The organism is Ferriphaselus sp. R-1, assembly GCF_000746095.1.
Taxonomy (GTDB): domain Bacteria; phylum Pseudomonadota; class Gammaproteobacteria; order Burkholderiales; family Gallionellaceae; genus Ferriphaselus.
The window spans coordinates 70710-84936 of record NZ_JQKP01000012.1; the positions used below are offsets into that span (position 1 = coordinate 70710).

The 14227-nt window shown below is 57.1% G+C and carries 9 protein-coding genes, 2 tRNA genes and 3 rRNA genes; 2 read left to right on the plus strand and 12 right to left on the minus strand.

What is annotated here, in order from left to right:
- From rsmG to DM08_RS08515, 7 genes are all read right to left on the minus strand, one after another.
- On the minus strand, window positions 1-621 hold the full coding sequence (rsmG, locus tag DM08_RS08485; RefSeq protein WP_035384231.1) for a 16S rRNA (guanine(527)-N(7))-methyltransferase RsmG: 621 nt from the start codon (window positions 619-621) through the stop codon (window positions 1-3).
- A complete protein-coding gene (mnmG, locus tag DM08_RS08490) occupies window positions 618-2510 on the minus strand; it encodes a tRNA uridine-5-carboxymethylaminomethyl(34) synthesis enzyme MnmG (protein WP_035384232.1) in 1893 nt (630 codons plus the stop codon). The genes rsmG and mnmG overlap by 4 nt, the downstream gene beginning before the upstream one ends.
- A gap of 96 nt (window positions 2511-2606) precedes the next feature.
- A complete protein-coding gene (locus DM08_RS08495; RefSeq protein WP_035384233.1) occupies window positions 2607-4724 on the minus strand; it encodes a RelA/SpoT family protein in 2118 nt (705 codons plus the stop codon).
- A 60-nt stretch (window positions 4725-4784) separates the two neighbouring features.
- Entirely contained in the window at window positions 4785-4991 is a 207-nt protein-coding gene (gene rpoZ, locus DM08_RS08500; RefSeq protein WP_035384234.1) for a DNA-directed RNA polymerase subunit omega, read from the minus strand.
- 3 nt (window positions 4992-4994) lie between these two features.
- Complete coding sequence (gmk, locus tag DM08_RS08505) at window positions 4995-5612, minus strand: guanylate kinase (protein ID WP_035384235.1); 618 nt, start codon at window positions 5610-5612, stop codon at window positions 4995-4997.
- A 93-nt stretch (window positions 5613-5705) separates the two neighbouring features.
- Window positions 5706-6218 (minus strand): hypothetical protein, encoded by a 513-nt coding sequence (locus tag DM08_RS08510; RefSeq protein ID WP_035384236.1) that lies wholly within the window; start codon window positions 6216-6218, stop codon window positions 5706-5708.
- Window positions 6219-6302: 84 nt separating this feature from the next.
- Window positions 6303-7169, minus strand: coding sequence for a YicC/YloC family endoribonuclease (locus DM08_RS08515; RefSeq protein ID WP_035384237.1), 867 nt, complete (start codon window positions 7167-7169; stop codon window positions 6303-6305).
- 71 nt (window positions 7170-7240) lie between these two features.
- Between DM08_RS08515 and rph the strand changes: the two genes are divergently transcribed.
- Window positions 7241-7957, plus strand: a complete 717-nt coding sequence (gene rph, locus DM08_RS08520) for a ribonuclease PH (protein ID WP_035384238.1) — start codon at window positions 7241-7243, stop codon at window positions 7955-7957.
- Window position 7958: 1 nt separating this feature from the next.
- Window positions 7959-8561, plus strand: a complete 603-nt coding sequence (rdgB, locus tag DM08_RS08525; RefSeq protein WP_035384249.1) for an RdgB/HAM1 family non-canonical purine NTP pyrophosphatase — start codon at window positions 7959-7961, stop codon at window positions 8559-8561.
- A 160-nt stretch (window positions 8562-8721) separates the two neighbouring features.
- Here rdgB and rrf read toward each other — a convergent pair.
- The 5 genes from rrf to DM08_RS08550 form a co-directional block, all read right to left on the minus strand.
- Window positions 8722-8835 (minus strand): 5S ribosomal RNA (gene rrf / locus DM08_RS08530).
- Window positions 8836-8948: 113 nt separating this feature from the next.
- Window positions 8949-11834, minus strand: a 23S ribosomal RNA gene (locus DM08_RS08535).
- A 274-nt stretch (window positions 11835-12108) separates the two neighbouring features.
- A tRNA-Ala gene (locus DM08_RS08540) sits at window positions 12109-12184 on the minus strand.
- 7 nt (window positions 12185-12191) lie between these two features.
- A tRNA-Ile gene (locus DM08_RS08545) sits at window positions 12192-12268 on the minus strand.
- 132 nt (window positions 12269-12400) lie between these two features.
- A 16S ribosomal RNA gene (locus DM08_RS08550) occupies window positions 12401-13938 on the minus strand.
- Together the 16S, 23S and 5S rRNA genes with 2 tRNA genes alongside form the textbook arrangement of a ribosomal RNA operon.
- Window positions 13939-14227 lie beyond the last annotated feature (289 nt).

Genomic DNA, 14227 nt, shown 5'->3' on the forward strand with positions numbered 1-14227 from the left:
TCACTCTGCTCTCAAAATCACCAGGCTGCGCGCGGCATCCAGCCCCGGCACCTGCAATGGGATGTTTTCCTGCACGACCACATCGGACGGCAAGCGCTTCAGTTCCTGTTCCGGCGCACCTTTCATCGCCGCCCAACGTGCGCCCGGTGCCAACAAAGGGCGAGTCAGCGCGACGAAGTCGGCAGCCTCGGCAAAGGCCCGCGAGATGATGCCATCGAACGGCTGCGCTGGCGAGAAATCTTCCACCCGCGCGCAGTGTACGCTCACGTTACGCAAGCCCATCTCGATCGCCGCCTGCTGCACGAAGCTGGTCTTTTTGCTGTTGCTGTCCAACATGGCGAACGACCACTCCGGCCGCGCCGCCGCCAGCACCAGCCCCGGCAGACCCGCGCCGCAACCCACATCCAGCCAGCGTCCCGGCCACAGATGCGGCAACACGGCGAGGCTGTCCAGCAGGTGATGGCTGACCATTTGCTGCGGATCGCGGATGGCGGTCAGGTTGTAGACCTTGTTCCATTTTTGCAGCAGGGCGAGATAGGTCAGCAGTTGCTGCTGCACTTCGGGCGCAAGTTCCAGCCCAAGCAGCGCGATGCCGCGCGCGAGTTCGTCTGCCCGGCTCATGCCTGCACTCCCTTGGCGCGGAAACCGCGCTTCAGGTGCACCAGCAACAGCGAGATCGCCGCCGGGGTGATGCCGGAGATGCGCGAGGCCTGGCCGACGGTTTCGGGCCGATGCTGGTTGAGCTTCTGCTGCACCTCGATGGAGAGGCCGCGCACGGTGCGGTAGTCCAGATCGGCAGGCAGCATGGTTTCCTCCTGCCCCTGCTGGCGAGCGATCTCATCGCGCTGGCGGTCGATGTAGCCCTGATATTTGGCCTGGATCTCGACCTGCTCCGCCACGCGCGCGTCGGCCACCGGCTCGCCAGCGCCGGGCAGGGTCAACAAAGTCTGGTAGGTCACGTCGGGGCGGCGCAGCAGTTCGTACAAGTTGTACTCGCGCTCGATGGCCTTGCCCAACACGCGCTCGGCCTCGGCCGCCTCCAGCACTTTCGGGTTCATCCAGGTGGATTTCAGCCGCTCCTGCTCGCGGGCGATAGCCTCGCGCTTGGCCTCGAATGCCGCCCAGCGCACATCGTCCACCACGCCGAGGCGGCGACCGATCTCGGTCAGACGCAGGTCGGCATTGTCTTCGCGCAGTTGCAGCCGGTATTCGGCACGGCTGGTGAACATGCGGTAAGGCTCGGTCACACCGCGCGTGATGAGGTCGTCCACCATCACGCCGAGGTAGGCTTCGTCGCGGCGCGGGCACCAGCCCGCCTCATCCCGCGCTTGCAAGGCAGCGTTGATGCCCGCCAGCAAGCCCTGCGCCGCCGCCTCTTCGTAGCCGGTGGTACCGTTGACCTGCCCGGCGAAGAACAGTCCGGCGATGGCCTTGCTCTCCAGCGTGGATTTCAGCCCGCGCGGATCGTAGTAGTCGTACTCGATGGCGTAGCCCGGCCGCGTCAGGTGCGCGTGCTCCAGCCCCTTGATGGAATGCACCAGCGCCAGTTGCACGTCGAATGGCAGGCTGGTGGAGATGCCGTTGGGATAGACCTCGTGGGTGCTCAAGCCTTCCGGCTCCAGGAAAATCTGGTGCGAGGTCTTGTCGGCAAAGCGGGTGATCTTGTCCTCGATGGACGGGCAGTAGCGCGGGCCTATGCCCTCGATCACCCCGGTGAACAGCGGCGAACGATCCAGCCCGCCGCGAATGATGTCGTGGGTGCGTTCGTTGGTGTCTGTGATCCAGCACGGCAGTTGCTGCGGATGCTGGGCGGCGTTGCCCAGGAAGGAGAACACCGGCACCGGCGTGTCGCCCGGCTGCTCGGTCATCACCGAAAAATCGATGCTGCGCGCGTCGATGCGCGGCGGCGTGCCAGTCTTGAGCCTCCCTTGCGGCAGCTTCAACTCGCGCAGCCGGTGCGCCAGACTGACCGACGGCACATCGCCCATACGCCCAGCCTGATAGTGCGACTGACCGACGTGAATAAGTCCTGAAAGGAAGGTGCCGGTAGTAAGCACTACCGTCTTGGCGGTGAACCGCAGGCCAAGCTGGGTGACCACGCCACGCACGGCATCGTTTTCGACCAGCAGATCGTCCACCGCCTGCTGGAACAGCCACAGATTGGGCTGATTCTCCAGCCGGGTGCGGATCGCCTGCCGGTACAGCGCGCGGTCGGCCTGGGCACGGGTGGCACGCACCGCCGGCCCCTTGGAGCCATTCAGGATGCGGAACTGGATGCCGCCCTCGTCGGTGGCCGCCGCCATCGCTCCGCCCAGCGCGTCCACCTCCTTGACCAGATGTCCCTTGCCGATACCGCCGATGGACGGATTGCACGACATCACTCCCAGCGTCTCGATGCTGTGGGTGAGCAGCAGCGTGGCGCGCCCCATACGGGCAGATGCCAGCGCGGCCTCCGTCCCGGCATGGCCGCCACCGACCACGATCACATCGAATTGTTGCGGAAAATTCATTGGCTTGAGATTGGAAGCAGACTCGTTCAAGGGCGGCGATGATACACCAATCGCCATTCGGGCCGAAGCCCTGCGCATGCCAGCCCCCGGCACGGGTTACGTCGGCAGGTTCTTCACTCGCGCGATGCGCACCACTTCGGGGATCTTGCGCAGGCCGCGCATGACGTTAGCCAGGTGCAAGCGGTTGCTGACTTGCAGGGTGAAATGCAGGCAGGTGTAGTCGCCCTCGTTGGTGAAGTTGACGTTCTCGATGTTGGATTCGGCTTCGGCGATGGCTGCCGCGACCTTGGCCAGTACGCCGCGCTGGTTCGCCACCAACAGTTTGACGCTCACCTCGAACGGACGGTTGATGTGGCGATCCCAGGCGACATCCAGCCATTTATCCACGCCGCTGCGGCCTTTGCGCAAGGTTGGACAATCGTGGGTATGCACGACCAGCCCCTGCCCACTCTTGATGACACCAATGATGGGGTCACCGGGAATCGGGCGACAACATTTGGCGAATTGTACCGCCATGCCTTCGGTGCCCTGGATGGTGACCACGCCGCTGGACGTGGCTTCATAGCCACCCTCTTCACCGACGCGCATCAGCTGGCGCGCCACGACCATGTTCAGCCGCCGCCCCAGGCCTATGTCGGCCAGCACTTCGTCACGCGACTTGGCTCCGATATCCTTCAGCAGTCGGCTCCAACTCGCTTCGTCAGCAGCGCGCCCCTTGAGTCCCAGCGACGACAACGCCTGATTCAGTAGCCGCTCACCCAAGGTGATCGCTTCGTTGAAATGCACGGTGCGCAGGAAATGCCGGATCTCGCTGCGCGCTTTGCTGGTAACGACATAGGAAAGCCATGCCGGGTTGGGCTTGGCATGCGGGGCGGTGATGATCTCGACCCGGTCGCCATTGTTCAGTTCGGTACGCAAGGGCACCAACTCGAAGTTGACTTGCGCAGCCACGCATCGGTTGCCGATGTCGGTATGCACGTTGTAGGCGAAATCGACGGTGGTGGCACCGCGCGGCAAGGCCATGATCTTGCCCTTGGGCGTGAACACATAGACTTCGTCCGGGAACAGATCGACCTTGAGGTGTTCCAGAAACTCGACCGAGTCGCCGCTTTGAGACAAGCTTTCCAGCAGGCTCTGCAGCCATTGATGCGTCTTCTTGTGCAGGTCGTTGAACGGTGCGTCCGGTGTCTTGTACAGCCAGTGCGAGGCCACGCCCGCATCGGCGATCTTGTGCATCTCCTGCGTGCGTATCTGCACCTCGATCGGGGTGCCAAAGGGGCCGAACAGCGTGGTGTGCAACGACTGGTAGCCGTTGGCCTTGGGGATGGCGATGTAATCCTTGAACTTGCCGGGGATGGGCTTGTACAAACCGTGCAAGGCACCCAGTGCGACATAACAGGAGGCCGCGTCGTCCACCAGGATTCGGAAACCGTAGATGTCGAGCACCTGCGAGAAGGCCAGCGACTTGAGCTGCATCTTGCGGTAGATGCTGTACAGGTGTTTCTCCCGCCCCTGCACGTCCGCCTTGATGTGCTGGTCGCCCAGACGCTGACGGATGGCCTCCAGTATCTTGCTGACCACCTCGCGGCGGTTACCGCGAGCCACCTTCAGCGCCTTGCTCAGTACCGCATAGCGATTCGGGTGCAGATAACGGAAGCTGAGATCTTCCAGCTCCTGGAAGATGGCATTCAAACCCAGCCGGTTTGCGATGGGCGCATAAACATCCATCGTTTCGCGGGCGATGCGTGCGGCTTTTTCCGTAGTCATCGATGCCAGCGTCCGCATGTTGTGCAGCCGGTCAGCGAGTTTGATGAGGATCACCCGCACATCGCGCGCCATCGCCAGCAGCATCTTGCGGAAGTTCTCCGCCTCGGCATCCTCACGCGTCTCGAATTCGATCCGGTCGAGCTTGGACAGTCCATCGACCAGTTGCGCCACCGGCTTGCCGAACTTGGCGGCGAGCTGCTCCATGGTGATGTCGGTATCCTCGATCACATCATGCAGCAGCGCAGCGATGATCGCCTGTGTATCCAGATGCAGGGGCGTGAGGATGCGGGCCACCGCGATCGGGTGGCTGATGTAGGGTTCGCCGGATTTGCGAAATTGCCCCAGATGCGCCGCCTCGCCATACGCCAAGGCCTCGCGGATGTGTTCGACATCCTTGGGCTTCAGGTAAGCCGAGACTTCTGCGATCAACAGTTCGGCATCAGTCATGCGGGGAGGGGCTCGCTACGAAAAACGGGGAAGGTGGCCGCACGCGACCACCGTGGGCCATCAAGCCTGACCGCGATTCAGAATCTCCAGGCCGACCTTGCCTTCGCTGATCTCGCGCAGAGCGGCGACGGTGGGCTTGTCCTTATTCTCTTCGACCAGATAGCTCGCACCATTGGCCAGCTGACGGGCGCGATAGGCCGCAGCCAGCGTCAGTTCGAAACGGTTAGGGACCTTCTTCAGACAGTCTTCAACGGTGATACGTGCCATTCTCTACTCCAAGGATTGCAATTGATTGATGAGGTGCTGATGGCGGACAAGTTGTCCGTCGCGTTGTTGACGGGCGGCCACGACCACCGCATTCAACTGCTGCAAGGCTACTTCCAGCGTGTCGTTGATAATAACATAATCGAATTCAGAGACATGCGAGATGTCATCGCGTGCCGCCGCCATCCGCTTGGCGATCACTTCCGCGCTGTCCTGGCCGCGCCCACTCAAGCGACTGTGCAGCGCCTGGATCGAGGGAGGCAGGATGAAGATGGTGAGCACGCCGCGGAACAGCTTGCGCACCTGCGCCGCACCTTGCCAGTCGATCTCCAGCAGAATGTCTGTCCCGCTATGCAGCTGGGCATTGATCCACGACTGCGAGGTGCCGTAAAGGTTGCCGTACACTTCGGCGCTTTCCAGAAAGTCGCCGCGCTCAGCCATCTGCATGAAAGCCTCGCGGCTGACAAAGTGATACTCGCGGCCATCGACTTCGCCTGGGCGCGGTGCCCGTGTGGTGTACGAAATCGAAAGATGGATGCCCGAGTTGATCGCCAGCAGCCGCTGCACCAAGCTGGTCTTGCCCGCCCCCGAAGGGGCGCTGATAACAAAAAGATTTCCTGACATATGTGACACCCTGGATGATACGAAATTCGTTCAGGCGACCGTCATTCACTTGGCAGCCAAGTCGATGAATATTTCCGAGCGGCGGCCGCCCGACTATCTGTGCCGCAGAAAGCCGATGAATTGGGTCAGCTGGTTCTGCACAAAATGGCTGGAGGAAGCCACCATCTGGGATGGATCGAAACCCGCCACCAATGAATACAATGCGGCGACCAGCAGGCCGATCAAACCGAAGATCAACACCCCGAAGAAGTTCGGCCAGAAGAAAAGAGTAAAGATAGCTGCATCCAGCACGCCCAGTGCGGCGCACAGCATTCCCATCTGCTCGCCGAAGTAATCGCCATAAAACGAAGCACTGGTGTAATCCAAGCCTGCCGAGAAGAAACAAGGCAGGATAACCAGGAACACGGCTGACACTGTGGCAAAGATGGCCAAGGGAACGATCGCGCCCAGCCCCCCGAATATGTCGAACGAGAATGCTCTGGATACAGCCTGGGACTCCCCTCCGGAGTGCGCCTTGGCTTTCACATAAACTATCCTTCGCCTGATCTTGAAGACCAGAAAGAGCAGCAAAGCACTCAGCAGTGCGACATACATGACTTTGGACATTTCCATCATTCCCTAAACCTTACGTTGTGCGCGCCGCCTGCGCGCGAAACCCTGCACTGCGGCGACTATACAATGCAACCCCTGCTATTCCAAGTTCTGGATCTGCTCGCGCATCTGCTCGATCAGCAACTTGATCTCCATCGAGGCGCGCGAAACCTCGGCATCCACCGCCTTGGAACCTAAGGTGTTGGCTTCGCGATTGAGCTCCTGCATCAGGAAGTCGAGGCGTTTGCCCACCACGCCCCCTTGATCCACGATGCGCCGTACCTCAGCCAGGTGAGAAGCCAGACGCGACAACTCCTCATCCACATCGATGCGTGTAGCGAACAGCACCACCTCCTGATGTAGCCGGTCATTGTCCTGGCTTTGCACGGCCTCGCGCAACCGGGCGGCCAGTCTGGCTTCATAAGCCGAGATCGCCGCCGGGATACGCGGAACCACCGCGCTGCGGATCGCCTCGATCTGTGCCACGCGCTGCAACAGGAACTCCTTAAGTTTCTCACCTTCGCGGGCTCGGGCGGCGGAAAACTCACTGACGGCCTCGTGCATCAGCGCCAACACCGCATTGCGCAACTCGTCAGCCGCAGCCGACGGGCTTTCCAGCATCCCTTCCCAGCGCAACACCTCGGACACGCTCATCCCGCGCGCATCGTGCATCACGGTCTGGACCTGCCGACTCCAGTCGGCAAGCTGATTCAGCAGTTCGTTATTGAGCTTGGTAGTCGTTGCCGACACGCCACGCGCGGCATAGTTGATACGGCACTCGATCTTGCCGCGCTGCATCTGTGCCGAAACAGCTTCGCGCAGAGCGGGTTCCAGTGAGCGCAAGTCTTCCGGCATGCGCACCTGAAAATCCAGATAGCGATGGTTGACGGAGCGCAACTCCAGCGTCAGCGCCCCCGACGGTAACTCGGCGGCCACGGCGGCATAGCCTGTCATGCTGTAGATCATTACGTCCCCTGCAAAAATCAAGGCGGCGATTATACTCGGTATAATCCGCCATCCCATATCCGGAGCCGATCATGCGCCCAAGTCAACGCCTAGCCAACGAATTGCGCCGAGTGCGCATCACCCGCCATTACACCAAGCACGCCGAAGGCTCGGTCTTGATCGAGTTCGGCGACACCAAAGTGATCTGCACCGCCAGCGTCGAAGAGCGCGTGCCGCCGCACAAGAAGGGCAGCGGGGAGGGCTGGGTGACGGCGGAATATGGCATGCTGCCGCGCTCCACCGGCAGCCGCATGCAACGCGAAGCCGCCAAGGGCAAGCAGTCAGGACGCACGCAAGAAATTCAACGGCTGATCGGCCGTAGCCTGCGCGCCGTGGTCGATCTGCAAAAACTGGGCGAGCGCACCATACAGGTCGATTGCGACGTGATCCAGGCCGACGGCGGCACCCGCACCGCCAGCATCACCGGCGCGTATGTGGCACTGCACGATGCGATAACCAAGCTGATCCGCGACCAGAAACTCACTGCCAGCCCCCTCAAGGACTTCGTCGCCGCAATCTCGGTCGGCATCTACCAAGGTGTGCCGGTGCTCGACCTCGACTACCTCGAAGACTCTGACTGCGACACCGACATGAACGTGGTGATGACCGGGACGGGCGGCTTCGTCGAAGTGCAAGGGACAGCGGAAGGGGCCCCATATTCGCGTGCCGAGATGGATGCTCTGCTGGATCTGGCGCAGGCGGGTATCGTCCAGCTCGTCGAAATCCAGGGCGATGCGCTGGGTGGCTAGCATGGACAAATTGGTCATCGCCTCCAACAATCCTGGCAAACTGCGCGAGTTCGAGCGCATGCTGGCACCGCTGGGTATAGAAGTGCTAACCCAAGCCCAGCTTGGCATCAGCGAAGCAGACGAGCCGCACTGCACCTTCGTCGAAAATGCGCTGGCCAAGGCGCGCCACGTCAGTCGCGCGAGCGGGCTGCCCGCACTGGCAGACGATTCCGGCATCTGCGTGGATGCACTGGGCGGCGCACCCGGCGTAATTTCGGCGCGCTACGCAGGCGACAGCCCCAAGTCCGACCAGCGCAACACCGAAAAACTGCTGCATGAGATGCAGGGCATCAGCGCCCGCCAAGCCCATTATTACTGCGTGTTGGTGTTGGTACGACATGCGGATGACCCGCAACCGCTGATCGCCGAAGGCGAATGGCACGGCGAAATCGCCCACGAAGCACGCGGCGATGACGGCTTCGGCTACGACCCCTACTTCTGGCTAGCAGACTACGGAAAAACAGCGGCAGAGTTGCCCCATGAGGAAAAAGCCAAGGTCAGCCACCGGGCCGTGGCGCTAGGCAAACTGCTGGCAAGGCTGACCGATCGCCTCCCAAACAGCTAACCACGTATTGAAAACGTAAAAAGCCCAGAGTTTTCTGGGCTTTTTACTTGCCGGATCATGGTTGGCCCGTTAAGCAAAAATCCCTCACCGGGATTGCGGGAGGAGTTGAGCTGTACCAAAGCAAAAAGCCCAGATAACTCTGGGCTTTAGCTTATAAGGAGTCTGACGATGACCTACTTTCACATGGGTAATCCACACTATCATTGGCGCGAAGTCGTTTCACTGTCCTGTTCGGTATGGGAAGGAGTGGGACCAACTTGCTATGGTCGTCAGACATAACTGTCGGCTGACTGGAGTCTCGTGGGAGAGGCCAGTCGGCCATTGTTCTGGTCGAAGTAAAGAAGGTTTCGATTGTTGCGAGCAACACTTGCAACTGCTTAATGTTATAGGATCAAGCCTCACGAGCAATTAGTATCAGTTAGCTTAACGCATTACTGCGCTTCCACACCTGACCTATCAACGTCCTGGTCTCGAACGACTCTTTAGGGGCATCTAGTGCCCAGGGAAGTCTCATCTTGAGGCGAGTTTCCCGCTTAGATGCTTTCAGCGGTTATCTCTTCCGAATTTAGCTACCCGGCAATGCCATTGGCATGACAACCGGTACACCAGAGATTCGTCCACTCCGGTCCTCTCGTACTAGGAGCAGGTCCCCTCAAACTTCCAACGCCCACGGCAGATAGGGACCAAACTGTCTCACGACGTTTTAAACCCAGCTCACGTACCACTTTAAATGGCGAACAGCCATACCCTTGGGACCGGCTACAGCCCCAGGATGTGATGAGCCGACATCGAGGTGCCAAACTCCCCCGTCGATATGAACTCTTGGGAGGAATCAGCCTGTTATCCCCAGAGTACCTTTTATCCGTTGAGCGATGGCCCTTCCATACAGAACCACCGGATCACTATGACCTGCTTTCGCACCTGCTCGACTTGTCAGTCTCGCAGTTAAGCTCTCTTTTGCCATTGCACTATCAGTACGATGTCCGACCGTACCTAGAGAACCTTCGTACTCCTCCGTTACAATTTGGGAGGAGACCGCCCCAGTCAAACTGCCTACCATGCACGGTCCCCGATCCGGATTACGGACCTAGGTTAGAACCTCAAACACATCAGGGTGGTATTTCAAGGATGGCTCCATAAGGACTGGCGTCCCTACTTCAATGCCTCCCACCTATCCTACACAGATCTGTTCAAAGTCCAATGCAAAGCTACAGTAAAGGTTCATGGGGTCTTTCCGTCTAGCCGCGGGGAGATTGCATCTTCACAAACATTTCAACTTCGCTGAGTCCCGGGTGGAGACAGTGTGGCCATCGTTACGCCATTCGTGCAGGTCGGAACTTACCCGACAAGGAATTTCGCTACCTTAGGACCGTTATAGTTACGGCCGCCGTTTACTGGGGCTTCGATCAAGAGCTTGCACCCCATCACTTAACCTTCCAGCACCGGGCAGGCGTCACACTCTATACGTCCACTTTCGTGTTTGCAGAGTGCTGTGTTTTTATTAAACAGTCGCAGCCACCATTTCACTGCAACCCCATCGACCTTCGAGAGCAAGTCTCTACAATCTACCGGGGCGCACCTTATCCCGAAGTTACGGTGCTAATTTGCCGAGTTCCTTCACCCGAGTTCTCTCAAGCGCCTTAGAATTCTCATCCTACCCACCTGTGTCGGTTTGCGGTACGGTCTCAATATAACTGAAGCTTAGTGGCTTTTCTTGGAAGCTTGGTATCAGCAACTTCGCGCCTCAAGGGCACTCGTCATTACGCCTCAGAATTGACCTCCCGGATTTGCCTAAGAGATCTCCCTACACGCTTAAACTGCCTATTCCAACAGACAGCTTGCTTAACCTTCTCCGTCCCCACATCGCATTACATTGAGGTACAGGAATATTAACCTGTTTCCCATCGACTACGCTTTTCAGCCTCGCCTTAGGGGCCGACTCACCCTGCTCCGATGAACGTTGAACAGGAAACCTTGGGTTTTCGGCGAGGGAGCCTTTCACTCCCTTTATCGCTACTCATGTCAGCATTCGCACTTCTGATACCTCCAGCATTCTTCACAGAACACCTTCGCAGGCCTACAGAACGCTCTCCTACCATATGTGTAAACACATATCCGCGATTTCGGTGCATAGTTTGAGCCCCGTTACATCTTCCGCGCAGGACGACTCGATCAGTGAGCTATTACGCTTTCTTTAAATGATGGCTGCTTCTAAGCCAACATCCTGACTGTTTTAGCCTTCCCACTTCGTTTTCCACTTAACTATGTCTTGGGGACCTTAATCGGCGGTCTGGGTTGTTTCCCTTTTGACACCGGACGTTAGCACCCGATGTCTGTCTCCCATGCTCGCACTTCTCGGTATTCGGAGTTTGCAATGGTTTGGTAATCAGCAATAGACCCCTAGCCATAACAGTGCTCTACCCCCGAGAGTGATACATGAGGCACTACCTAAATAGTTTTCGGAGAGAACCAGCTATTTCCAAGTTTGTTTAGCCTTTCACCCCTATCCACAGCTCATCCCCTAACTTTTCAACGTTAGTGGGTTCGGACCTCCAGTTGGTTTTACCCAACCTTCATCCTGGCCATGGATAGATCACTTGGTTTCGGGTCTACACCCAGCAACTATCGCCCTTATCAGACTCGGTTTCCCTACGCCTCCCCTATTCGGTTAAGCTCGCTACTGAATGTAAGTCGCTGACCCATTATACAAAAGGTACGCAGTCACGGAACAAGTCCGCTCCCACTGTTTGTATGCATACGATTTCAGGTTCTATTTCACTCCCCTTCCGGGGTTCTTTTCGCCTTTCCCTCACGGTACTGGTTCACTATCGGTCGATTACGAGTATTTAGCCTTGGAGGATGGTCCCCCCATGTTCAGACAGGATTTCTCGTGTCCCGCCCTACTTGTTCCAAACCTATTTCCACTCCTGAGTTTTCGTATACGGGGCTATCACCCACTATGGCCAGCTTTTCCAAGCTGTTCTACTAACTGTGAAGCTAAAGTTTGCAGGCTGCTCCGCGTTCGCTCGCCACTACTTGCGGAATCTCGGTTGATTTCTTTTCCTTCAGCTACTTAGATGTTTCAGTTCGCTGAGTTCGCTTTACCCTGCCTATGTATTCAGCAGGGAATGACCCAAAGGGCCGGGTTTCCCCATTCAGAGATCTGCGGATCAAAGCTTTATTGCCAGCTCCCCGCAGCTTTTCGCAGGCTTACACGTCTTTCATCGCCTGTAATCGCCAAGGCATCCATCATATGCACTTATTCGCTTGACCCTATAACGTTAAGCCCTCCTAAGAGGTCAACGTTACAAGTGTTGTTTGTCTCGCGTTTGTGACCGCATCGATACGACTAGCATCAATACGGCTTGATACAATCAAAACCCATTTAGTTTTTCCACTCACATGCGCACAGTTACCTGTACCCACGTCAGTGAGAATCACTTTCTTTACTTCTTCCAGATTTTTAAAGAACTACTTGCGTCATAAGACTCAAGACATAAATCATCATTTCGATAATCATTTATGTCTTGTGACTCGTACCAGGTAATGGTGGAGGTTGACGGGATCGAACCGACGACCCCCTGCTTGCAAAGCAGGTGCTCTCCCAGCTGAGCTAAACCCCCTTTTACTTGGTGGGTCTAGTTGGACTCGAACCAACGACCCCCGCGTTATCAACACGGTGCTCTAACCAGCTGAGCTACAGACCCAAACGCAGTCGTTCGCCACTCGCCTTCGCTGTCAGTTAAAGCATTCACTGTTTTAACTAACGGCTAACGACTCATAACTAACAACTTCTTAAACAACCGATGAGTGTAGGCACTCGGATCAAGATACTCTAGAAAGGAGGTGATCCAGCCGCACCTTCCGATACGGCTACCTTGTTACGACTTCACCCCAGTCATGAAACCCAGCGTGGTAAGCGCCCCCCTTGCGGTTAGGCTACCTACTTCTGCCAGATTCCACTCCCATGGTGTGACGGGCGGTGTGTACAAGACCCGGGAACGTATTCACCGCGACATGCTGATCCGCGATTACTAGCGATTCCGACTTCATGGAGTCGAGTTGCAGACTCCAATCCGGACTACGATCGGCTTTCTGGGATTGGCTCCACCTCGCGGCTTGGCAACCCTCTGTACCGACCATTGTATTACGTGTGAAGCCCTACCCATAAGGGCCATGAGGACTTGACGTCATCCCCACCTTCCTCCGGTTTATCACCGGCAGTCTCATTAAAGTGCCCAACTAAATGATGGCAATTAATGACAAGGGTTGCGCTCGTTGCGGGACTTAACCCAACATCTCACGACACGAGCTGACGACAGCCATGCAGCACCTGTGTCCAAGTTCCCTTTCGGGCACTCCCAAATCTCTTCAGGATTCTCGGCATGTCAAGGGTAGGTAAGGTTTTTCGCGTTGCATCGAATTAATCCACATAATCCACCGCTTGTGCGGGTCCCCGTCAATTCCTTTGAGTTTTAATCTTGCGACCGTACTCCCCAGGCGGTCAACTTCACGCGTTAGCTGCGGTACTAAGGAAGTCTCCTCCCCCAACACCTAGTTGACATCGTTTAGGGCGTGGACTACCAGGGTATCTAATCCTGTTTGCTCCCCACGCTTTCGTGCATGAGCGTCAGTATTGACCCAGGGGGCTGCCTTCGCCATCGGTATTCCTCCACATCTCTACGCATTTCACTGCTACACGTGGAATTCTACCCCCCTCTGCCATACTCTAGTCTTGCAGTCACAAACGCCGTTCCCAGGTTAAGCCCGGGGCTTTCACGTCTGTCTTACAAAACCGCCTGCGCACGCTTTACGCCCAGTAATTCCGATTAACGCTCGCACCCTACGTATTACCGCGGCTGCTGGCACGTAGTTAGCCGGTGCTTCTTCTGATGGTACCGTCATCAGCTGCAGGTATTATCCGCAACCTTTTCTTTCCACCTGAAAGAGCTTTACAACCCGAAGGCCTTCTTCACTCACGCGGCATGGCTGGATCAGGGTTTCCCCCATTGTCCAAAATTCCCCACTGCTGCCTCCCGTAGGAGTCTGGGCCGTGTCTCAGTCCCAGTGTGGCGGATCATCCTCTCAGACCCGCTACGGATCGTCGCCTTGGTGAGCCTTTACCTCACCAACTAGCTAATCCGATATCGGCCGCTCCGACAACGCAAGGCCATTGCTGGTCCCCTGCTTTCCCCCTCAGGGCATATGCGGTATTAGCGTAACTTTCGCTACGTTATCCCCCATTGCCGGGTACGTTCCGATATATTACTCACCCGTTCGCCACTAACTAGAGAGCAAGCTCTCTAATCCGTTCGACTTGCATGTGTAAAGCATGCCGCCAGCGTTCAATCTGAGCCAGGATCAAACTCTTCAGTTCAATCCAACTTTTGATCGGCTTTCGCCAATCGGTCTCACTCAAAATAAATCGACTTGCGTCTTTTCATATATAAGCGAGGTACTTCAGTATTTATATAGTATGCATCCATGACCTAAGCCATCGATACTCCTCAACCCAAGCACCTACACTCATCAGTTGTTTCTTCTATCTTTTAAGGAACTTAACCACTCCGCTTTCGCTTCGTAGTCGCTGCCTCAGCAGCGAAGAGGTGCGCATTATAGGGACTAAAAATTTCTTGTCAACTTAATTTCGCACTTCGTTTTTTCTT